Here is a 23,302-nt window from a genome sequence, read left to right as displayed (position 1 = left end):
TGTTTATTCAAAATTTTGGAAATAGTATTGTTTAAAATCGTCTTTTCTAAATATCTTTCTTCTAAGTTTATGATTTTCAGATTTTTTAGTTACTTTCGGAAACTTCTCGTTTAAGTTATAGTAAAAATCATCGATATAGGCGGCACTATCGATTCGGATGTCTCCGTGATAAACTTTATTTTGGTATTTATGTACATTTTGCTCAAAAACGGAATCTACATTCACCCCAACTCCGTATGGCAAACCGAAAATAAAATATGCTGATTTCGTGGGATTTAACACACCTCTTGGTGTTTTCACCGAAAAGTTTATCTCTTGATTATTATGTGTAATCATTCGGTGAGCTCCTTTTTTAAGATTGATTAAAACTTGCTGTTCTGGTGCCACAATATACGGCTTATCATCTATCGAAACTTGAATGGTTTCAGTCGTGGGATTATCCAAAATATAGTAGTTTTTCTTTTGAAGAAAACTAAAATAAAACCACAAGCTCCCCACGGTTGCCACAATGGCAACGATAAAGCCAATAAGATTTGGGCTGATTTTCTTTTTCATAGATGAATGATAGCTTTTACGCAAATGTATGATATTTTTTTAATCTTTCCATACACGGGTTAAATCAAGCATGTTGATAGGACTTGTCGTAAATCCGTGGACATTTTTTCGTAAAAAAGTGGTGCTCTGGTCGTAAAAAGTAGGAATCACAGGCATTTCCTGCATCAAGATTTCGTCCATTTTTTGGTACAGCTTAGCACGCTCGTTTTCGTCGTTTGTGTTTATCGCTTGCTCATAAAACGCATCAAATTTTTGATTTTTAAAATGTGAATAATTGGGTCCTGAAGGCGCTAAGTTTTTACTATAAAACAGAGCTAAAAAGTTTTCGGCATCAGGATAATCTGCGCCCCAATTGGCTCTAAAAAATGGAAACTTCCCATTGGCTTTTCCGTCGCGCAATGTTGCGGGATCCACCACATTTACTTGGATAGGGAAACCTACTTTATTTAACTCAGACTGAACAAATTCGCACACATCGGCATACTCTTGTGTCGTTACCAATTTAAGCGATGGCAAAGATTTATTTTTAGCCTTATAATCAGCAATCAATGCACGGGATTTTTGCGTATTATAGCCCTCTCCTATTTTAGCCGAATGCCCAGGCAACCCCTGCGGAATAAAACCGCCATTTGCAGGAAATCCGATGTTGTTGCGCAAGTACATAATCATTTTATCCTTGTCGATGGCGGAGTTTATGGCTTTTCTTAATTCAGGTGCTAAGGATTCATTTCCATCGAGATAAAAACATAAATATTCGGTATTTAAATAAGGAGCTTTTATCATCTCGAGCGATGATTTATACTTTTCTTGCAATTCGCCTTTGGGCGTAAGCAATTCATCTTTGTACGACGGGTCTAAACTCGCAAGCATGTCCACTTTGCCTTGCACTAATTGTAAAAATTCGCTGTGCTTTTCGGGCAGAAATTTCACCGACACAAAATCCAAATATGGCAATTTTTTTCCCGTTTCGTCTTTTAAATAAAACAATGGATTTTTCTTTAAAACTAATTTCACATTGTCTTCCCACAACTGGAATTGAAATGGTCCCGTGCCGACTGGATTTTTATTAAAATCCAATCCTGCATCAAAAATTTCGTGTGGCACCACCGAACAATATTTCATGCACAAAAGCTCTAAAAACGGAGGAAACGCCTGTTTTAAATCTATTTCTAAAACACTATCGTTTAATGCCTTATAACTTTCCACATTGTTTAAAACAAAACCTCCCGACGAACCGATTTTTGGGTCTTTTAATCGATCGAAACTATACACAAAATCTTCTGCCACTACCAAGCGTGTTGAATCTTTACCAAAAACTTGATTGGGCTGAAAATAAACATCGTTTCGTAATGTAAAAGTATATTTTTTGCCATCGGGCGAAATATTCCATTTTTTGGCAATTTCGGGAACGATGTGCAAACTATCGTCAAAATTGACTAAGCCTGTGTAAATTAAATTACACATCCAATTATTAGATTTGCTACGCGCAAAAGCAGGATCGAGCGAAGAAACATTTTCGTAACGATTAAGCCTAAAAACCTTAGAATCATCGATTTTTGGTGCTTGATTACACGAAAAAAATGCCATCAAAAATATGGCATTTATAAAAAATATATAAAAATTGATTTTTGAAACCATGCACTAATGGTAATTTCTTTCGCCAAAGATTTTACTCCCCACACGCACCATGGTACTTCCCTGCTCCACCGCGATGAGATAATCGCCGCTCATGCCCATAGAAAGGATTTGCAATTGCGGAAAATCTTTTTGCAAGTCTACAAAAATCTGGTGCAATTCTTTAAACTCCTCTGTCACTTGAGATTCATCATCGGTAAAAGTTGCCATACCCATTAAGCCCGCAATTTTTACATTTGGGAAGTCGGCTTGTGTTTCTAGAATTTCGCGTGCCGATTGGCGTGTCATTCCGTGTTTGGAATCTTCCTCGGCAATTTTTACTTCAAGCAAAACTTCTTGCACACGACCTGCCTGTGCTGCACGCTTATCGATTTCTTTTAATAATGATTTTTTGTGCACTCCGTGAATCAAGTGTACAAATTCTGCCATGTGTTTTACCTTATTAGACTGCAATGCTCCAATCATGTGCCAACGAATGTCTTTTGGCAAAGATTCGTATTTTTCGCACATTTCTTGGATTTTGTTTTCACCAAAATCTCTCACGCCTGCATCGTACAAGGCTTGGATATCCTCCACAGGCTTGGTTTTAGATACCGCAACCAGCACAACTTCTGCAGGCAATGATTTTTTGATTTTTTGGTAATTTTCTACAAGGCTCATGGGATTAATCATTTAAATCTAACATGGTGAGTGCCGATAAAAATTTGGGATAAATGTAGGTGCTCTTAGGTGGCATGGTTTTGTCTTCATCTGCCACTAATTTTAAATCTTTGAGCGCAATTGGATAGAAACCAAAGGCTACTTTGTACTCACCTTTGTCCACCAATTCCTTCATTTTCATAATTCCGTTAATATCGCCTGTTCCTTTTACAAATTCTACTTTGTCGCTCTCGCGAGAATCCTCAATCCCTAAAATAGGTTTCATGATATGCTCTTCCCACAAGTAAGTATCTAATTCTCCCAACGCTTTTGGCACACCACGGTAGCTGTGGTTTACATAAAGTGCATAGAATTTTCCATTCAGGTACATGGATAAATGGTGCTTGCTTGATGGGTAATAAGGAGATTTCTTCTCGATTACACTAAATACGGTTTTTAATTTTTCTAAAAACTCTTCCTCTGTCATTCCATTTAAATCTTTGACCAAACGGTTGTAATCATAGATTTTCAAGAAATTCCCCGGAATAATGACAGCAAGTGTGTAATTAAACATTTCCCCTCCGAAGAAATCTGGCTCCTCGGCTCTGCGGTGCTCGGTATATTGTACAGAGCTTTCCATGCGATGGTGCCCATCTGCAATGTAGAGTGCTGGTAATTTCTCTATCGCAAACTTTAATTGCTGCATGAGCAAACGATCCTTCACCTGCCACAAACGATGTGTGCGCTGATCTGAACCTGAAAATTCTAAACACGGAGTTTTTACCGTAATCATAGAAATAATCATTTCTATATTGCTATTTTCTGGAAAAGTGAGCAACACAGGATCTGGCTGCAGGTTGATGGTCTTCAAATATCTCGTAAACTTTTCTTGTCGTTCTTTGAGCGTATTTTCGTGTCTTTTAATCAGACCATTTTTATAATCATCTAAACTTACTACTCCTATGATTCCAAGTGTTTTCCCATGTTTGGCGTCCTCTTGCTCATAAATGTAGTAAGAACTAGGGTCTTTTAATAAAATTTTTTCTTTGATAAATGTTTCTAGATTTTCTCTTACTTTTACCAAACTCGCTTCGTCATCTCCTAACAAAGCTGGTTCAATTACTTTAAAGAAAGAATCTGGATTATTTTTTAACTCATAATCAATTTCAGCCGAATCATAATAGTCTATGTTTTTGGTAGCCACACTTGCGGCTTTTGTTTTGGCTGGACGGATCCCCTTAAAAGGCCTAAATTGTATCATGCTGCAAAATTAAGAATAATTTATTTATCGCCTATCAAATTCCTAAAACTTAGATATAAAAAATTAATCGTAAAAATCTCTCAATTCTTTCACTTAAAATATTAAAGAATAGCTTTTTTTATTCCATAAAAAACAAAAAAAGTATCTAAATATTATTTTTCATATGATTTTCAATTATTAATAAATTTTTGATTTAAGTAAAAATCATTATCTTAGAAAGCTCAATTGATTATCCTAATTTAAATTATATGAAGAGAACATTTTTAAGCCTTTGCTTGCTAGGACTTGTGTCGCAAGGTTTTGCACAAGAAAACATAAGCTACCAAGTGCCTTCGCAAGCTATTTTAGAACTTGCAGACTATGAGCGAGTTCCGAGTGTATTGCTCAACGACAATAGAAGTTTCATGGTGCTTGCCAATCGCAATACCTACAAAACGCTTGAGGAACTGAACCAAGACGAAATGCGCTTGGCGGGGGTGCGTTTTAATCCTAATAACAACATTAGCAACGAGATTACCTACTACACCAATCTTCAGGTAAAAGACATGAAAACCAATAAGGTTTCGGCAGTGAAAAATTTACCCGAAAATGCTAAAATCTCGTCGATGAGCTTTTCGCCAGATAATGAGAAATTAGCTTTTTTAAATATTAAACCCAAATCAGTGGAGCTGTGGTATGTGGACTTAAAAACAGCAACGGCACATCGTTTGGAAACGCTTCCGCTCAATGCCATTGTGGGAACGCCTTACTCTTGGTTAAAGAATAGCCAAGGCTTTTTGATTAAAGAAGTTTCTACACAACGCAAGCCATATATCGACAAAACAGGACAATTGCCGAGCGGCCCTATCGTTTCTACCAGCTCAGGAAAAGTTTCGCAGAACCGAACTTACCAAGATTTATTAAAGGATCCGCAAGACGAAGCTAATTTTGAAAATGCCATGCTTTCATCTTTAAGCTATATTGATTTAAATGGCAAAAAAACACCTTTCTTAAAAGATGATTTATACCTAAGCGATCAGCAATCGCCAGATGGCAATTATTGGCTCATCAGCGTTTTGAAAAAGCCATTTTCTTACATCGTTCCGATTGGTAGATTCCCGATTGAAGAGCGTGTTTATGACAAACAGGGAAATCTTGTAAAAGTAGTATATGACAAGCCTCTTGATGAAATTAGACCTAAAGGATTCTCCTCTACACGCGTGGGCAAAAGAAACATCAACTGGAGAAATGATGCACCTGCAACGCTTTATTTTGTGGAAGCCTTAGATGGTGGCGATGCGAATAAACCTGCGGATTATCGCGATGAAATTTATTTCTGGAAAGCTCCTTTTAACGAAAATCCTACGCCTATTTTTAAAACTAAACAGAGATTTAATGGCATCGATTGGGTGAATGATCGTTTAGCTTTGGTTTCAGATAGCTGGTACGACACTCGAAATGTGAAACAATATGCCATCGACCCGAGCAATGGGAATTTAATTAAAGTGATTCAAGACAGAAACTACCAAGATGTCTACAACGACCCCGGAAGTTTGTACAAGCAAAAAAATCAATGGGGCGAATATATAGTGGCTACCGACAAAGGCAAGGCATACCTCTTTGGCGATGGTTACACCCCAAAAGGGCAATTCCCGTTTGTGGACGAAATCGATTTGAAAAATTTTAAAACTAAAAGACTTTACACTTCGAATCTAAAAGGAAAAAAAGAAAGTTTATTGACTTTTAGTAATTTTAAAAACAAAGATATTTTAACGCAAATCGAATCGCCAGAAGATTATCCAAACTATTATGTAAAAAGTTTAAAATCTAAAAAATCAAGAGCACTCACTGAATTTAAAAATCCGTTCGAAGCCTTAAAAGGCGTGCACAAAGAAGTGATCCACTACAAACGAAACGATGGCGTAGACTTAACAGGAACGCTCTATTTACCCAAAAATTACGACCCAAAAAGCGGTAAAAAATTACCATTGCTCATTTGGGCATATCCTGCTGAATATAAATCAAAATCTACCGCGGGACAAAACAAAAAGAACCCAAATGAATTTACTTATCCCTACTACGGATCTTTTGTGTACTGGGTGAACAAAGGTTATGCAGTGCTTGACGACGCCTCGTTCCCAATCATAGGCGAAGGCACAACTGAACCAAACGATACATTTATTGAGCAACTTGTAGCCGATGGCAGAGCTGCGATAGATGCGGTGGACAAACTGGGCTACATCGATAGAAATCGCGTTGCCGTGGGCGGGCACTCTTATGGGGCGTTTATGACGGCTAATCTACTCACACACAGCGACGATTTTAAATGTGGTGTGGCACGAAGTGGTGCCTACAACCGAACGCTCACGCCTTTTGGATTCCAATCGGAACAGAGAAACTATTGGGACAATCCAAAACTGTATAACACAATGTCGCCATTTATGAACGCTAATAAAATGAAAAAGCCTTTGTTATTAATTCATGGCGATGCCGATAACAATTCAGGTACTTTTACATTTCAAAGTATTCGCTATTTCCAAGCACTTAAAAACTTGGGGGCTCCCGTTCGATTGGTGCTACTACCTAAAGAATCTCACGGATACCGAGCTAAAAAGAGCATTATGCATGTTCTTTGGGAACAAGAAAAATTCTTAGATGATTGCTTAAAAAAATAACTAAAATTCGATTTTTTCAGTCTTTTTTTTTGATAAAAAAATCCGTTCCCACTGTGGGAACGGATTTTTTATAATCCTTTATTTTACTTAATCTTTAATTCTCAATAATTCTTTAGCTAAATGAATCATTCTCTCGTCTCCTGTATGCTTAAACGGCTCATCTGAAAGTTTTACGGTAGGCACCCATTCGTTATCGCTGGTGAGCACATCTGTGAGCTTAATCACAATATTCATAGGCTCAAGCCCAACATCATTGGTTAAATTAGTTCCAATTCCAAACGAAATTCCGATTTTTCCTTTCGTAGCCTCGGTAATGGATTTCACTTTTTCAGGATTTAATCCGTCTGAGAAAATTATGTATTTATAATGCGGATTGATTCCGTGACTTTTGTAGTGATCAATGGTTTTATTGGCAAATTCAATCGGGTCTCCACTGTCATGGCGCACCCCATCAAACAGCTTAGCAAATTTAGTATCAAATTGCTTGAAGAAAACATCTGTGGTATAAGTATCCGAAAGTGCCACCCCCAAATCTCCTCTAAATACATCTACCCAATGTTCTAAAGCCATGGCATTAGACATTTTAAAGCCATATTCCGCTGCGTGGAACATAAACCACTCGTGTGCATGCGTTCCGATTGGCTTAGTGTTATAAAGCATTGCCATATGCACATTAGACGAACCTGTGAAACTATGCCCATTATAAGTTTCGAGCGCATGAACCACCTTGCGCTGAACATGATAGCTATGGCGGCGGCGTGTACCAAACTCCGCAAACTTTACGCCTAGTTCATTAAATAATTTTACTTTATCTAGCGTATTTTTCACGATTTTCTCATCGCTCCAGCTTTCTTGATTAGTCGCTTTATAATACAACTCCGAAATCATCGAAAGCAGAGGAACTTCCCATAAGATGGTACGATACCACAAGCCCTCTATACTTACTTCTAAATCAGCTCCATTTTGCTCAATATGCACCTCAGACGGGTCATAACGATAGCCTTCCAAGAAGTCGATATAAGCAGGGTTCAAGTACGGACAAGTTCTGATTAAAAAAGCTTTTTCATCTTTGGTAAGTTTTAAATGTGCCATATTATCCACCGCCGCACGCATTAAATCTTTAAACCCATCTGGGAATTCGTGCTTTCCGCGGTTGATAAATTTATATTTTGCTCGTATATTTGGAAAAAGTTTTACCACAGCGCACTGCATGGTAAATTTGTAAAAATCATTGTCTAGTATTGAATTAAAAACAGTAGGATTAATGTTCATTGTTTTTTATTTTCTTGCAATTTATTAAAAGCATTTTACATATTCCACAATTTGCGCTATTTTTTTAATGATTATGAAGAATTTTATCTTAGCCAGCACATCCACTGTTTATGGTAGCGGATATTTAGCTTATTTAAAAAATGAAATCGCTGAATTATTCAAAGATTGTAAAGAATTGATATTCATTCCATTTGCAAGACCAAGCGGAATCACACACGAAGAATACACTCAAAAAGCGCAAGATTTCTTTCAAGAATTAAATATAAATGTTACGGGACTACATAGTGTAGAAAATAAAAAAGAATGTTTGGAAAACGCCGAAGCAGTCTTCACAGGCGGGGGAAATACTTTTCTTTTAGTCAAAAAAATGTACGAGTTTGATTTATTCCCGACCTTAAAGCGTAGTATCGAAAACGGAACTCGCTATCTAGGGACTAGTGCTGGCTCCAACATTGGAGGACTAACTATGAAGACTACCAATGACATGCCTATTGTGTATCCGCCAAGTTTTGATACCATGGGAATTGTTCCATTTTGCTTAAATCCTCATTATTTAGACCCAGATCCAAACTCCAAACACAAAGGAGAAACGCGCGAAACCCGAATTTTAGAATTTCTCACTCAAAACGAAACGCCTGTTGTAGGATTACGCGAAGGGAATTTCATCCTTTGTTATAACAATAAACTGACAATTGAAGGTCCGCATACTTCAAGGATTTTTGAAAAAAACAAAGCACCATATGAAGTAGAAAGCGGAATCAATATTCAAGAACTATTTCCGCAGTTATTCTAAAAATAAATAAATCCTCTCTCAGGCGTCTGAGAAAGGATTTATTTTTATAAAAAATATCAAAATCTTTTACACAAAAATTACACTACTTCTGTAGTATATTATTTTCAGGCATAATTAAATGCAAATCTCTCTGCGGATAAGGGATACCAATGCCATTCGCATCTAGAGCTTTTTTAGTTGCTCTATTAAGATTCCATTTCACTGTCATGAAATCTGCTGAATTACAATAACAATACATTGCTAAATTCACGCTATTGTCACCAAATTCATTAATTTCAATAACATAACCTCTATCTTCTATCACTAGCGGTTCATTTTTTATCACTTCGGTCAGTACCTCCTTTACATGGTCAAATTCAGCATCGTAACTTACTCCTATGCCTATTTCTACCCTTCGGTAACCACTTTGAGTTAAATTAATAATCGGATTATTAAATACATTTCCATTAGGTAAAATAATGGTTTGACCATTTGGTGCTAAAAGAACTGTTTGCAAAATATCAATCACCTGCACCGTTCCTTTTTGCCCTAATGCTTCAATATAATCTCCGACTTTAAATGGCTTAAAAAATAAAATCAATAACCCTCCTGCTAAATTGGATAAACTTCCCTGCAACGCAAGCCCTACCCCAACTGCAAGACCTCCTAATAATGCTGCCAAAGATGTTGTTTGAATCCCTACCGTATTCATCGCAATGATTATGGTAAGCACTTTTAATAAAACCGAAACCAATGACTGTAAAAAGTTTCTTATAGAAACCGACAATCTACTTTTTGATAAAAATTTGATAATTAAAACAGAAGCCTTTGATGTCAACCAAAAACCAATGACAAGAATTATTATCGCGGTGAATAATTTCAAGCCCCAAGAAATAGAATTCGAAATAAGCCAATCTAAATCTATCTTGGTCAAATCTAAGTTTAATTTTTCCATAGCCACGAAGATAACAAATAAAATACATACAGTCCTAAAAAAACTATAACGCTTTTTTAGGACGAGATATTTTACCTACCTTCGCAGCCGTATGGCAAAAAATAAATTAAAAAGATTTAAGGAGAACGAGAGTTTTGCACATTTGGTGCAACCTACAAGAGAAGAAGTTTTAAACGGATTTAAACTTAAAAATAATTGGAACAAGGATTTCTTTAAAAACGAAAATCCCATCGTGCTCGAGCTAGGTTGCGGCGGTGGTGAGTACACCATCGGACTTTCGAGCATGTTTCCAGACAAAAACTTTATCGGAGTAGACATCAAAGGGGCTCGCTTGTGGAAGGGGGCTAAAAAAGTGCAGGAAAATCAAATTAAAAATGTGGGCTATCTCCGCACCCAAATCGAATTGATTGCTCATGCTTTTGGCGAAAACGAAATCGATGAAATTTGGATTACTTTCCCCGATCCGCAAATTAAGTTCCGCCGAGCTAAGCACCGCCTTACACATCCTAACTTTTTAGCTTTATACCAAAAGATTTTAAAGCCAAACGGAAAAATTCATTTAAAGACAGATAGCGAATTTCTGCACGGCTACACGCACGGAGTGATTGAGCAATCGGGCTATAAGGTGAGCCTTTCTAATCACGATATCTACCATCCGGACACGGTAGATTTGCCAGATTACGTAACAGGGATTCAGACTTTTTACGAAGCTAAATTCAGAAAAGAAAACAAGAAAATCACTTATATGTGTTTTAACTTAAAATAAAAAATGTAGCCTCTAGGGCTACACTTTTACTGCACTGGGAACTAGGATACTATAGTTCCCATTATTTTTTATAACATCTCGCACAATGCTTGAGCTAATGTAGGATTTACCCGAAGAGGTGAGCAAAAACACGGTTTCCAATTGTTGTTTGGTCAAAGCTCGATTGGTGTGTGCAATGGCTTTCTCAAATTCAAAATCGGCAGGATTTCTGAGCCCACGAAGAATAAAATTAGCCTTTTTTCGCAGACAATAATCTACGGTGAGTCCTTCGTAGGTATCGATTTCTATGTTTGGATAGTCCTTAAATGTTTCTTCTAAAAATTGTTTTCTCTTCTCGAGCGAAAACATATAATTTTTCCCTGAATTTTGCCCAATCGCCACGATAATTTTATCGAACAAAGGCAACGCACGATTGATGATATCGCAATGCCCAAGCGTAATGGGATCAAACGAACCAGGAAAAACAGCAATTCTTTTCATTGTATAAATTTTATTTTTGAGCCAGAGCGCTCTCGATTTCACTTGTGATAAAATCTTTGATTTCTATTTTGGAATAAGCCAATTGTTGTGGCAAAATACTCGCTGGCGAAAAGCCTGGCAAAGTGTTCATTTCTATAAAATTAGGCTCTCCATTTACGATAATGTATTCGCTACGAGACATGCCCTTCATACGCAACGATTCATAGGCTTTTTTAGCAATTTGCTCTACTTTTTGGGTGATTTCTGGCGACAATCTAGCTGGTGTAATTTCCTGCGAAGCGCCTTCATATTTAGCATTGTAATCAAAAAATTCGTTTTCTGATACAATTTCTGTTATTCCGCTCACAATGGTTTCTCCATTATATTGCACCACCCCCACAGATACCTCGGTTCCGTCGAGGAAAGATTCAATCAAAATATCATGATCTTCCTTAAATGCTTTTTCTAGAGCGGGTTCAAATTCTTCTTTGGTTTTCACTTTAGAAACGCCTAAACTTGAACCTGATTGGTTGGGTTTCACAAAGCATGGCAACCCGATTTTTTCAATAATCTCATCTAAATCATATTTATCTCCTTTCACTAAATATACCGATTTAGCCGAAGAAATACCATATTTGCTCAGTACTGCGATGCAGTCTTTTTTACTAAAAGTAAGTGCCGAAAGATAATGCCCACAGCCCACATATGGCAAATTAATTAGTTGCCAATAGGCTTGCATTTGTCCATCTTCGCCTGGCGTTCCGTGAATGATGTTAAATACTACATTGAAACTTGTTTTTTCTCCTTTTTCATTCTTAAAAGAAAAATCCGCTTTATCAATCAGGAATTTCTTATCCCCTACTTGTGCAAACCACCCATCTGTACCGATTAAAACTTTGGTTGGCTTATATTTAGAAGTGTCTATATGATCAAAAATCGTTTGTCCGCTTTTTAGCGAAACTTCGTACTCGCCAGAGTACCCGCCCATCACGATGGCAACATTTTGCATAGTTCAAATTTTAGGGCAAAAGTATTAAAATCTTATGAATTATATGGTGCATTTCGTTTTCAATCAACAAAAAAATCCCGCAAAAATGTAATTTGCGGGATTGAAATTATAAATTCTAAAAAAAATTAAACTTCTTCGTCTTCTTCCTCATCCAATTCCTCATAAGCATCGAGTTCATCTTCAAAGAATTCAAAAGCTTCTTGAATCAAATCGTTTACTTGAGTTTGGATTTCCTCTTCCTCTTCGTCGATTTCATCAAACCACTCTACCTCATCGGTATGAACATTGATTAAAAATCTTGGGTACTCAGTGTGCAAAACAAATGCGTCCTCTACACTAGAATTGTCTGCTAATAAAAATTTAGGTAATTCCATAATTAAGGTATTTTTTAATTTTCTTCAAATATATGATTTTGATTTCAATTTTGCAAAAGTAATTGTTTCGTTTTCAAGTAAAATCTTGAAACTAAAGCAATCGCAGAAAAAATTAATCCTGAGCCTAGCCCTATCCACATACCCAATGCTCCCATTCCTTTAGGAATAGTCAGAAAATACCCCAGCGGCAACGCAATCACAAAATACGCCACAAGTGTGATCATTGCTGGCACAAATACATCTTGCATGCCTCGCAAACTCCCTAGAGCGGTAACTTGCGTGCCATCTGCCAATTGGAAGAGTGCTGCTATGATTAATAATTGAGAGGCAATGCCGATGACGGCTGGATTTTCGGTATAAAACTCAGGCAAGACATGTCTAAATATTATAAAACTTATCCCTGAAATACTCATGATAATCATCGTCATCACAATGGCAGAAAAACCTGCTTTTCGTAGATTTTGAAAATGTTTTAGCCCAAATTGATTGCCCACACGCACAGTGGCCGCCGTGCTGATTCCGATGCAGAGCATAAAGGTGATTGATGCTAAATTTAGGGCGATTTGATGTGCTGCAAGCTGATCGGTTCCTGCCATTCCGCAAATAAATGCTGCTGCCGAGAAAGTCCCCATCTCAAAAAACATCTGCATGGCTGTAGGTGTTCCTAGAAATGCTAATTTTCTAAAAATAAATTTATTAAATATTTTAAACGAAACTGCCTTTAGATACATTTGTGTCTTTGGATTTTTTAGCATTAAAAACAAAAGCACAAAAATCATAATTACACGAGAAATCAATGTTCCAAGTGCTGCTCCCGCAATTTCTAAACGCGGCATGCCCCAGTTTCCATAAATGAATAAATAGTTGAAAAATATATTTAAAACATTTGCTACAATGGTTGCAATTGCCACATTGAGCGTGAGCGATAATCCCTCGGACAACTGCCTTAGCGACTGAAAAATCATGAGCGGAATAATGGAAATTCCTGCAATTCTAATGTAAGGAATTGCAGCCTGTACCACTTCTACGGGCTGTTTCATTTTGAATAACAACGGCTCAATGGAAAATAATACGATTAGCAACAAAGCAGTGATAATTAAGTTCAGCAATAATCCGTGCGAAAACACTTTGGCACCTCGTTGAATATTGTTTTTAGCATCGGTTTGTGCCACAAGGGGCGACATCCCAAACGAAAAGCCAAATGCCGTGCTCATAATGATGAATAAAACTGAATTTCCTAAAGCAACGCCCGCCAATGCCGTAGTCCCCAATTGAATGTTTTCTACATAATCAAATCTACCGCCGAGACCGCCCACCATCACATTATCTGCTACATTCACAACAATTTGCCCAGCTTGCGATAGCATCACAGGCCAGGCAATTTGAAAATTTTTCTTGATATGCTCCTTAAAATCCATGGGCACAAAAATAGCATTATTTGCCCAAAATCTCTTTATTTTTTAGGCACAAAAGATTGAACATCTTTTTTGCTCACGGGATTTTCTCCTAATATAATAAGGCGTTCCACGACATTTCGCAATTCACGAATGTTCCCCGTCCAGCTATAAGATTGCAGTTCTTTTATCGCTTCTGGGCTAAATTCTTTGGTAGCTTTGCCATGCTCTTGAGAAATGCTTTCAGAGAAATGATTTACCAAGGCTGGGATATCCTCTTTTCTATCATCTAGCGCAGGAACTTTTACCAAAATTACTGCCAAACGGTGGTATAAATCTTCTCTAAAATTTCCTTCTGCAATTTCTTTTTTCAAATCCTTATTAGTCGCAGCCAAAACACGCACATCCACAGGAATTTCCTTATCTCCGCCTACTCGTGTAATTTTCTTTTCTTGCAATGCGCGCAGCACTTTAGCTTGCGCAGAAAGGCTCATATCCCCGATTTCGTCTAGGAAAAGGGTTCCTTTATTAGCTTGTTCAAATTTTCCTGCTTTGTCTTTGTGAGCTCCCGTAAACGAACCTTTCATATGACCAAAAAGCTCACTTTCAATCAATTCTGAAGGAATCGCAGCACAGTTCACTTCTACCAAAGGCATTTTGTTTCGGTCTGATTTTTCGTGAATTTGGTGTGCAACCAATTCTTTTCCCGTTCCGTTGGGTCCCACAATCAAAACACGCGCATCGGTCGCCGCAACTTTATCTATAATTTCTTTGATTTCAGTTAAAGCCTTTGATTCGCCAATCATTTGATATTTAGCACTCACTTTCCGCTTAAGTGCCTTATTTTCATCTTTTAACGATTTATTTTGTTGAATTAAACTTTTCTTATCTACCGCGTTGCGCACGCTACTGAGCAATCTGTTTAAATCTGGCGGCTTTGGAATGTAATCGTATGCACCTTTTTTGATGCAATCTACCGCTGTTTCGATGTCGCCATGTCCAGAAACCATCAAAAATGGAATATCTGGATTAAGGTTTAATGCCTCTACCAGCACCTCAACACCATCTTTTTTAGGCATTTTGATATCACAAATCACAAGATCGTAATCTGTATTTTTGATTTTATCTATAGCTTGTTCGCCATCTTCTGCTTCCTCTATTTTAAAAGTAGAATCCTCGTCTTCCAAAATACTTTTCAGCACATTGCGAATCGCTTGCTCGTCCTCAACAATAAGAATTTTAGCCATTTTATATTTTTAAGTAAGTTCCAAAGTTAAAAAAATACATTTATCCGTGAAAAATAATTTAAAATATTTTTTGTTTTATTACAAAACCTTTTTACATTTGTTCCCTGAAAAATTAAAATTCTAAAGAAAATGAAAAAGGTATTATTATCATTAGCTGCTGCAACATTAGTATTTGCAGTTTCATGTAAAAACAGTCAAACTCCAGAAACTACTCCTGCTGAAACTACTGAGGAAGTAGTTGTAGAAGAAGCTCCAGAAACTGCTCAAGCAGTTAGCGAAGCTCAAGCTGAATTAGATGCTGCTCAAGCTGAATTAGACGCTGCTAAACAAGCTAACGACGAGGCTGCTGTTTCTGCTGCTCAAGCTAAATTGAACGCTGCTAAAGAAGCTTTACAAAATGTAGCAGAAGATGTGAAAGATGCTGCTCAAAATGTTTCTGAAGCTGCTCAAGACGCTGCTGGTGCTACTGTAGAAGGAGCTCAAGATGCTGCTGCTCAAGGTGCTGAAGCTGTTCAAAATGCTACAGAAGAAGCTGCTAAATAATTAAGAACTTCATTTAGATTTAAAGCGCTTTTTTAAGAAAAGCGCTTTTTTTATACTTTCCATTCAGTAAAGAAATATTCATTTTTATATATTTGCCAAATGCAACAATACCTAAAATTAGTAAAAGAAGTTTTAGACAACGGCAGTTTTAAGGAAGACCGCACGGGAACGGGAACTAAAAGTATTTTTGGTCATCAAATGCGTTTTGATTTATCTAAAGGTTTTCCGTTGCTCACAACCAAGAAATTACACCTAAAATCCATTATTTACGAACTTTTATGGTTTTTGCAAGGCGAGACCAACATTAAATATTTAACGGATCACGGCGTAAGAATCTGGAACGAATGGGCAGATGAAAATGGAGATTTAGGTCCTGTGTATGGTAAGCAATGGCGTAGCTGGACTACTCCTAATCAAAAGACCATTGATCAGATTCAAGAGGCTGTAGATACGATTAAAAACAACCCAGATTCTAGAAGAATTATCGTTTCGGCTTGGAATGTGGGAGAACTAGACCAAATGGCTCTGATGCCTTGCCACGCACTTTTCCAGTTTTATGTGGCAAATGGCAAACTTTCGTTGCAATTGTATCAGCGCAGTGCCGATATTTTCTTAGGCGTGCCATTCAATATTGCTTCGTATGCACTTTTACTGAAAATGATGGCGCAAGTTTGCGGACTAGAAGCGGGCGAATTTGTCCACACTTTGGGCGATGCGCACATATACTCCAACCATTTTGAGCAAATGAAAAAGCAGCTCACTCGCGAGCCGTATCCGCTTCCACAAATGGAAATCAACCCTGAGGTGAAAGATATTTTCTCATTTAAGTATGAAGACTTTAGCCTAAAAAATTACAAGGCTCATCCACACATCAAAGGCGAAGTGGCGGTGTAAATTTTCATTGAAAAAATAGCTTAAATTTCAATTTTTCATTTTTTCCCAAAATACTAAAATTCGGTATTTTTTATAAATAACTGAATTTTATCATGAAAACAAGTTACTTTTTCAAAAAAGATATACTTATATTAAGGCTCGCACACTTCCCTTAAAAATACCACAAAAATCATTGAATTATTTTTTGAAAATTCAAAAATAAATCGTTATTTGCATAAGATTTTTTTAACACTTATAACGATGAAAAACGAATTTTTCCCAAGTGAAAATAAATCAAATTTGCAGCGTTCTGATTTTCAGACCGAAATCAACGGCAAAGAAACTGATTTATTTATCCTAAGAAATAAAAATGGAATGGAGGTTGCCGTGACCAATTATGGCTGTGCGCTCCTTTCTATCATGGTTCCAGACAAAGATGGAAACTATGCCAATGTGGTTTTGGGACACGATAGCATCGATGCTGTGGTAAACAGCCCAGAACCTTTCTTAAGCACTATTATTGGGCGATATGGCAATAGAATCAAAGAGGGTAAGTTTTCTCTTTACGAAGAGGATTTTGAACTAACTATCAATAATGGACCTAACTCTCTACATGGTGGGCCAACTGGTTTCCATGCGCGTGTGTGGGATGCTCAGCAACTTGATGAGAGCACGATTCAGTTTAATTATATTTCTCAAGATGGCGAGGAAGGTTTCCCTGGAGAATTAAGCGTAGAAGTGATTTACTCCTTAACTGATAACAACGAATTTGTAATTGAATACATCGCTGAAACGGATAAGCCTACGCCTGTAAACTTAACACAACATGCTTTCTTTAACTTGGCGGGTATCCAGAATCCATCGCCTAGTATTGAAGATCATGTTTTGAAAATCAATGCGGATTTCTTTGTGCCAATTGATGAAAACTCTATCCCAACGGGCGAGATTTTGAAAGTAAAAGGCACACCAATGGATTTTACCGAACCTCACAGCGTGGGAGAAAGAATTAACTCAGATTTTGAGCAATTAAAAATCGGGAAAGGCTACGACCACTGCTATGTTTTGAACAAAGCGGAAGCGGGTGAATTAACTTTCGCCGCACTTTGCGAAGATCCTAAATCGGGCAGAACGCTAGAGGTATTGACTACGGAGCCTGGTGTTCAGCTCTACACAGGAAATTGGCTAGGGGGCTTTGAAGGAGCTCATGGTGCTACTTTCCCAGAGCGTAGCGGATTGTGTTTTGAAGCACAGGTTTTCCCAGATACGCCAAACAATTCTCATTTCCCATCAGCTACTTTGCTTCCAGGAGATGAGTATGAACAAGTTACTGTCTTTAAATTCGGAATAAAAAATTAATAAAAACATAAAACATATGAGTACGAAAAAACAAAATTATTTGTTGCCAATCATCATGATGATTGCGCTATTTGGTATGATTTCATTCGTTACAGGTTTAGCAAACCCAATGGGTGTCATCGTAAAAAATCAATTTGGAGCTTCAAACTTTATGGCTACCTTGGGGTATTTTGCAAACTTTATTGCTTATGCCTTTATGGGGTATCCTGCGGGTATGTTACTTCAAAAAATTGGTTATAAAAAAACTGCCCTTATCGCTATTGCAGTAGGTTTCTTAGGTACTGGAATCCAATTCTTGTCTGGTGAATTTGGAAGTTTTGAAGTTTATTTGCTTGGTGCATTCGTTGCAGGTTTCTCTATGTGTATGCTTAATACCGTGGTAAACCCAATGCTTAACAAATTAGGTGGTGGCGGAAACAAAGGAAACCAATTAATCCAAGTGGGTGGATCATTCAACTCTTTGATGGCAACCATCGTTCCTATCTTGGTAGGTTACTTTATCGGTAGCAATGTTGAAAAAGCAAACTTAACTAATGCTTATCCTGCGTTATTTTTAGCAATGGGTATTTTTGCTGCTGCATTCTTGGTATTATTCTTTGTAAACATTCCAGAGCCAAGCTTAGCTGTAACTAAAAATAATGAGAAAGCACCTCACAGCCCTTTCTCATTCCGTCACTTTACTTTAGGAGCTGTTGCTATCTTCTTATATGTAGGTATCGAGGTGGGTATCCAAAACTTCATCAACCCATACATGACTAGCTTAACCAACAGCGAAGGTGAATTATTATACACAGCTACTGTTGCAGGATCTGTAGTAGGTACTTACTGGTTCTTAATGTTAGTAGGTCGTTTAATCGGAGCTGCTGTAGGTGGTAGCGTTTCAAGTAAAACTATGCTTACTTTTGTATCTGCTTTAGGTATTGCCTTTACTTTGGCGGCAATCTTTATCCCAGTAGAACACACCGTGAGTATGCCTGTGTTCCAATCAGATATTTCATTTGGAATGGTTCAAATCCCGACTAGCATCATGTTCTTGGTACTTTGCGGACTTTGTACTTCTGTAATGTGGGGAGGAATCTTCAACCTTGCAGTAGAAGGTCTAGGAAGATATACTGAGGCAGCCTCAGGATTCTTCATGGTAATGGTGTGCGGTGGTGGTATCATTCCACTTATCCAAGGTGCTGTTGCCGATTCATCTGGCTACATCGAAAGCTACTGGGTAATTGTAGTTTGTCTTGCATTCTTGTTATATTATGCATTGATCGGGTCTAAAAATGTAAATACAGATATTCCTGTAGACATTGCCCCAGAAAGCCTTCCAGTAGAAGAATAAAATCAACTATAAACATGACAAAAGCCCCGAAAATTTCGGGGCTTTTATTTTTTTAATCCACAAAAAATGCCTACATTTATACATCAAAATTTTAACCCAATAAAATAAATAACATATGAGTTTAGAAAACACTGTAAGAAATACTTTTAAAGAAAAGTTCGGAACTGAAGGCGAAGTTTATGCCTCTCCAGGTAGAATTAACTTAATTGGTGAGCATACCGATTACAACGGAAGTTTCGTATTTCCAGGAGCTATCGACAAAGGAATGATAGCTGAAATCAAGAAAAACGGTACCGATAAAGTGCGTGCCTATTCAGTAGACTTAAAAGAAAGTGCAGAATTTGGCTTAAATGAAGAAGACGCTCCAAGCCAAAGCTGGGCTAAATATATTTTTGGTGTATGCCGTGAAATTCAAAAAAGAGGTGGAAAAATCGAGGGATTTGATACTGCCTTTGCAGGAGATGTGCCACTAGGAGCAGGTATGTCATCATCTGCAGCACTCGAAAGCACTTACGCTTTTGCCTTAAACGAAATGTTCAATCTTGGTATTGATAAATTTGAATTGGCTAAAATCGGGCAAGCTACAGAGCACAACTATGTAGGCGTGAAATGTGGAATCATGGATCAGTTTGCTTCCGTTTTTGGAAAAGAAGGACACTTGATGCGCCTTGACTGTAAATCTATGGAATACGAATATTTCCCATTCAGTCCGGATACACATGGCTATCGTTTAGTTTTGCTAGACACTGTCGTAAAACACGAATTGGCTTCTTCTGCATACAACAAGCGTCGTGAATCTTGCGAGCGTGCTGCCGAAGCGATTAAGAAAAATCATCCAGAAGTGGAATTTTTGAGAGATGCTTCTATGGATATGCTTAACGAAGTAAAAGACCAAATCTCTGAAGAAGACTACAAGCGTGCAGAATATGTAATCGAAGAAACTCAGCGTGTGCTTGATGTGTGCGAGGCGTTGGAAAAAGGAGATTACGAAACTGTGGGCGACAGAATGTACAAAACGCACCACGGCATGAGCAAACTTTACGAAGTGAGCTGCGAGGAATTAGATTTCTTAAACGATGTGGCTAAAGAATGTGGCGTAACTGGTTCTCGTGTAATGGGCGGTGGCTTTGGTGGCTGTACAATCAACTTGGTAAAAGAAGATTTATACGACGAATTCATCGAAAAAGCTAAAAAAGCCTATTTAGAAAAATATGGTCGTGAGCCAAAAGTTTACGATGTAGTCATCAGCAACGGTGCTAGAAAATTGAAATAATTTAATATTTAAACATTTATAATTAAAAGCTCTCCCACACGGGAGGGCTTTTTTTATACAAAAATTTGTAACTTTGTTTTCTTATTACAAAAACCTATGACCAAAACTAAAAAAGATTTTAATCCTAAAACCGAAATTCAAATTATTGGAGCCAAACTTCATAATTTAAAAAATATAAATCTCACGATTCCCAAAAACAAATTGGTGGTAATCACAGGACTTTCGGGCTCGGGAAAATCCACTTTAGCCTTCGATACGCTTTACGCCGAGGGGCAGCGTCGCTATGTAGAGAGCCTTTCTGCCTACGCGCGCCAGTTTTTAGGTCGATTGGACAAACCTCAAGTCGATAACATCAAGGGAATCGCCCCTGCCATAGCCATTCAGCAAAAGGTAAACTCTACCAATCCACGCTCAACGGTGGGCACCACTACCGAAATTTATGATTATCTAAAACTTCTGTATGCACGCATCGGGGAAACTTTCTCTCCTATTTCGGGCGAAAAGGTGAGCAAAGATACCGTAAGCGATGTTATTGATTATATTAAAAAATTACCCGAAAATACGAATTTAAGCATTCTTGCACCATTCATCAAGACAGATGAATCTCGCTCATTTCAAGAAAGTTTAGATATTCTACAAAAACAAGGTTTTGCCCGTTTAGAAATTGGCGACCAAACTCAAAAAATTCAGGATTTAATTGATTTTAATTTTGAGCCACCAGAGGGCACCGAAATCAGTTTAGTCATCGATCGAGTAAATACGCAGAATGATGAAGATTTTTATCACCGATTGAGCGATTCGGTGCAGACTGCGTTCTATGAAGGGCATGGCGAAATGATGGTGAAAATCCCTGAAAAAAAAGAAATTAAATCATTTTCTAATCGTTTTGAATTAGACGGAATTTCATTTATCGAGCCAAGTCTACATTTCTTTAGTTTCAACAATCCACTGGGTGCTTGCCCTACTTGTGAGGGATATGGCAAGGTGATGGGAATTGACGAAAATTTAGTCGTTCCGAATAAAAATTTATCCATTTACGAAGATGCCGTAGTCGCTTGGCGTGGCGAAAAAATGAGCGAGTGGAAAAATCAATTTATCAAAGAAACGGCAGATTCTGGTTTTCCGATTCATAAACCTTATTTTGAACTGACCGAAGAGCAGAAAAAACTACTCTGGGAAGGGAAAAATAAAAATTCAGCTAGCATTAATCATTTCTTCCAAATGCTGGAAGAAAACACCTACAAAATTCAATATCGTGTGATGCTTTCTCGCTACCGTGGCAAGACTACTTGCCCTACTTGCAAAGGAAAACGCTTGCGCGAAGAAACCAATTGGGTGAAAATCGGGGGCAAATCGATTAATGATTTGGTGAATTTACCGCTGAATGAATTGGGCGAATTTTTCAATCAATTAGAACTATCGCCTTACCAAGAAAAAGTGGCAAAACGCTTACTTTTGGAAATCAACAACCGAATCAGTTTCCTACTAGATGTTGGTTTAGGCTATTTAAGTTTAAACCGAAATTCCAACACACTTTCTGGTGGGGAATCACAGCGCATCAACTTAGCAACATCACTCGGAAGTAGCTTGGTGGGCAGTATGTACATTCTTGACGAGCCTTCCATAGGTTTGCACTCACGCGACACCGAAAACTTAATTTCTGTACTGAAAAAATTGAGAGATTTAGGCAATACCGTGATTGTGGTGGAACATGATGAGGATGTGATGAAAGCTGCCGACTACATCATCGATATAGGTCCTGAAGCAGGAACTCACGGAGGCGAGGTAGTTTTTGCGGGCACCTATCCCGAATTGCTAAAATCTAAAACGCTTACGGCTCAATACCTCAACGGGGAACGAGAAATAAAAGTGCCACAAACCCGAATCCCGATGAGAAACTACATCGAAGTAACGGGTGCACGAGAAAATAATTTAAAAAACATTTCGGCTAAATTACCACTTAATAGCCTAGCCGTGATTACAGGCGTAAGTGGCTCAGGCAAAAGTACTTTATTGAAATCTATTTTCATACCAGCCATTGAACGAGAATTGGAAATTTACGGGAGCAAACTCGGAGATTTTGAATCCATAAGAGGCGATTTAAGCAAAGTTAAAGCCCTTGAATACATAGATCAAAACCCGATTGGGAAATCTTCTCGCTCCAATCCTGTAACTTACATCAAGGCTTATGATGACATAAGAAAACTTTTTGCCAATCAAAAATTAAGCAAATTGCGTGGATACCAAGCCAAGCATTTCTCGTTTAATGTAGATGGCGGACGATGCGACCATTGCCAAGGCGAAGGAAGTATTACCATCGAAATGCAGTTTATGGCAGATGTAAATTTAGAATGTGAGCAATGCCATGGAAAACGCTTTAAAGATTCGATTTTGGAAGTAAAATTCCATGGAAAAAACATCAGCGATGTACTGAATTTAACGGTAGATGATGCCATTATTTTCTTCAGCGAGCACGGCGAAGAAAAAATCGCCGAAAAACTACAAAGTCTGCAAGATGTGGGGCTGGGCTATGTGCAACTTGGGCAATCAAGCAGCACGCTCTCTGGAGGTGAGGCTCAGCGTATTAAACTAGCTTCTTTCTTGATTAAGGGAACGGCTGCCAAGAACACCCTTTTCATTTTTGACGAGCCATCTACGGGATTGCATTTTCACGACATCAATAAGCTGATGAAATCGCTACGCGCACTCATTGATAATGGGCACAGCGTCTGGGTGATTGAACACCACCCCGATATTATAAAATGTGCCGATTATATTCTAGACCTTGGTCCTGAAGGAGGCAAAAAAGGAGGAGAAATCGTAGCCGCAGGTACGCCAGAAGAGATCATTCACTCGGATCGAAGCTACACCGCCAAATATCTTTTAGATAAACTTTAAACCTAATTTAAAACCTATTTATAAACCAAAACCT

At 37.9% G+C, this 23,302-nt stretch carries 20 protein-coding genes; 9 read left to right on the top strand and 11 right to left on the bottom strand.

What is annotated here, in order from left to right; all coding sequences use genetic code 11:
* Positions 1–3: 3 nt before the first annotated feature.
* The 4 genes from ORNRH_RS10105 to ORNRH_RS10090 are packed head-to-tail and all read right to left on the bottom strand — an operon-like array spanning position 4 to position 4,090.
* Positions 4–555 (bottom strand): hypothetical protein, encoded by a 552-nt coding sequence (locus tag ORNRH_RS10105; protein ID WP_014791743.1) that lies wholly within the window; start codon positions 553–555, stop codon positions 4–6.
* A 39-nt stretch (positions 556–594) separates the two neighbouring features.
* Entirely contained in the window at positions 595–2,142 is a 1,548-nt protein-coding gene (locus ORNRH_RS10100; protein WP_014791742.1) for an ABC transporter substrate-binding protein, read from the bottom strand.
* Between the two features lie 54 nt (positions 2,143–2,196).
* The gene (locus ORNRH_RS10095; RefSeq protein WP_014791741.1) at positions 2,197–2,850 is read right to left on the bottom strand and encodes a YggS family pyridoxal phosphate-dependent enzyme; all 654 of its coding nucleotides are present in this window, start codon (positions 2,848–2,850) and stop codon (positions 2,197–2,199) included.
* Between the two features lie 4 nt (positions 2,851–2,854).
* On the bottom strand, positions 2,855–4,090 hold the full coding sequence (locus ORNRH_RS10090; RefSeq protein WP_014791740.1) for a DUF1015 domain-containing protein: 1,236 nt from the start codon (positions 4,088–4,090) through the stop codon (positions 2,855–2,857).
* A gap of 248 nt (positions 4,091–4,338) precedes the next feature.
* Here ORNRH_RS10090 and ORNRH_RS10085 point away from each other — a divergent pair, with 248 nt between their 5' ends.
* Entirely contained in the window at positions 4,339–6,744 is a 2,406-nt protein-coding gene (locus ORNRH_RS10085; RefSeq protein WP_014791739.1) for an alpha/beta hydrolase family protein, read from the top strand.
* 87 nt (positions 6,745–6,831) lie between these two features.
* On the opposite strand, the gene pncB is transcribed toward ORNRH_RS10085, so the two are convergent.
* Positions 6,832–8,016, bottom strand: a complete 1,185-nt coding sequence (gene pncB / locus ORNRH_RS10080; protein WP_014791738.1) for a nicotinate phosphoribosyltransferase — start codon at positions 8,014–8,016, stop codon at positions 6,832–6,834.
* A gap of 73 nt (positions 8,017–8,089) precedes the next feature.
* Between pncB and pepE the strand changes: the two genes are divergently transcribed.
* Entirely contained in the window at positions 8,090–8,809 is a 720-nt protein-coding gene (pepE, locus tag ORNRH_RS10075) for a dipeptidase PepE (RefSeq protein ID WP_014791737.1), read from the top strand.
* 82 nt (positions 8,810–8,891) lie between these two features.
* On the opposite strand, the gene ORNRH_RS10070 is transcribed toward pepE, so the two are convergent.
* The gene (locus tag ORNRH_RS10070) at positions 8,892–9,743 is read right to left on the bottom strand and encodes a mechanosensitive ion channel family protein (RefSeq protein WP_014791736.1); all 852 of its coding nucleotides are present in this window, start codon (positions 9,741–9,743) and stop codon (positions 8,892–8,894) included.
* A 91-nt stretch (positions 9,744–9,834) separates the two neighbouring features.
* Here ORNRH_RS10070 and trmB point away from each other — a divergent pair, with 91 nt between their 5' ends.
* The gene (gene trmB, locus ORNRH_RS10065) at positions 9,835–10,509 is read left to right on the top strand and encodes a tRNA (guanosine(46)-N7)-methyltransferase TrmB (RefSeq protein ID WP_014791735.1); all 675 of its coding nucleotides are present in this window, start codon (positions 9,835–9,837) and stop codon (positions 10,507–10,509) included.
* 18 nt (positions 10,510–10,527) lie between these two features.
* Here the strand turns inward: trmB and coaD are convergent, their stop codons facing one another.
* The 5 genes from coaD to ORNRH_RS10040 form a co-directional block, all read right to left on the bottom strand.
* Positions 10,528–10,989 (bottom strand): pantetheine-phosphate adenylyltransferase, encoded by a 462-nt coding sequence (coaD, locus tag ORNRH_RS10060; RefSeq protein WP_014791734.1) that lies wholly within the window; start codon positions 10,987–10,989, stop codon positions 10,528–10,530.
* 10 nt (positions 10,990–10,999) lie between these two features.
* Positions 11,000–11,977, bottom strand: a complete 978-nt coding sequence (locus tag ORNRH_RS10055) for a D-alanine--D-alanine ligase (protein ID WP_014791733.1) — start codon at positions 11,975–11,977, stop codon at positions 11,000–11,002.
* 125 nt (positions 11,978–12,102) lie between these two features.
* Entirely contained in the window at positions 12,103–12,351 is a 249-nt protein-coding gene (locus ORNRH_RS10050; RefSeq protein WP_014791732.1) for a hypothetical protein, read from the bottom strand.
* 44 nt (positions 12,352–12,395) lie between these two features.
* Positions 12,396–13,718: an MATE family efflux transporter gene (locus tag ORNRH_RS10045; protein WP_243925533.1), complete on the bottom strand. Its 1,323-nt coding sequence runs from the start codon at positions 13,716–13,718 to the stop codon at positions 12,396–12,398.
* Between the two features lie 86 nt (positions 13,719–13,804).
* The gene (locus tag ORNRH_RS10040) at positions 13,805–14,992 is read right to left on the bottom strand and encodes a sigma-54-dependent transcriptional regulator (protein WP_014791730.1); all 1,188 of its coding nucleotides are present in this window, start codon (positions 14,990–14,992) and stop codon (positions 13,805–13,807) included.
* A gap of 129 nt (positions 14,993–15,121) precedes the next feature.
* Here ORNRH_RS10040 and ORNRH_RS11715 point away from each other — a divergent pair, with 129 nt between their 5' ends.
* The 6 genes from ORNRH_RS11715 to uvrA all read left to right on the top strand — a co-directional run bounded on the left by ORNRH_RS11715 (position 15,122) and on the right by uvrA (position 23,268).
* Positions 15,122–15,535: a hypothetical protein gene (locus tag ORNRH_RS11715; RefSeq protein ID WP_014791729.1), complete on the top strand. Its 414-nt coding sequence runs from the start codon at positions 15,122–15,124 to the stop codon at positions 15,533–15,535.
* A gap of 99 nt (positions 15,536–15,634) precedes the next feature.
* Entirely contained in the window at positions 15,635–16,429 is a 795-nt protein-coding gene (locus ORNRH_RS10030) for a thymidylate synthase (RefSeq protein ID WP_014791728.1), read from the top strand.
* 240 nt (positions 16,430–16,669) lie between these two features.
* A complete protein-coding gene (locus tag ORNRH_RS10025; protein WP_014791727.1) occupies positions 16,670–17,764 on the top strand; it encodes an aldose epimerase family protein in 1,095 nt (364 codons plus the stop codon).
* Between the two features lie 16 nt (positions 17,765–17,780).
* Positions 17,781–19,097 carry an MFS transporter gene (locus tag ORNRH_RS10020; protein ID WP_014791726.1) on the top strand — a complete coding sequence of 439 codons (1,317 nt, stop codon included), beginning with the start codon at positions 17,781–17,783 and terminating at the stop codon, positions 19,095–19,097.
* Between the two features lie 115 nt (positions 19,098–19,212).
* Positions 19,213–20,370: a galactokinase gene (gene galK, locus ORNRH_RS10015; RefSeq protein WP_014791725.1), complete on the top strand. Its 1,158-nt coding sequence runs from the start codon at positions 19,213–19,215 to the stop codon at positions 20,368–20,370.
* Positions 20,371–20,466: 96 nt separating this feature from the next.
* On the top strand, positions 20,467–23,268 hold the full coding sequence (gene uvrA, locus ORNRH_RS10010) for an excinuclease ABC subunit UvrA (protein WP_014791724.1): 2,802 nt from the start codon (positions 20,467–20,469) through the stop codon (positions 23,266–23,268).
* The last annotated feature ends 34 nt before the right edge of the window (positions 23,269–23,302 follow it).

It is taken from the genome of Ornithobacterium rhinotracheale DSM 15997 (assembly GCF_000265465.1).
Classification (GTDB): Bacteria; Bacteroidota; Bacteroidia; order Flavobacteriales; family Weeksellaceae; genus Ornithobacterium; species Ornithobacterium rhinotracheale.
Note: the sequence above shows the minus strand (reverse complement) of the source record. Positions and strands in the feature narration are given on the sequence as shown.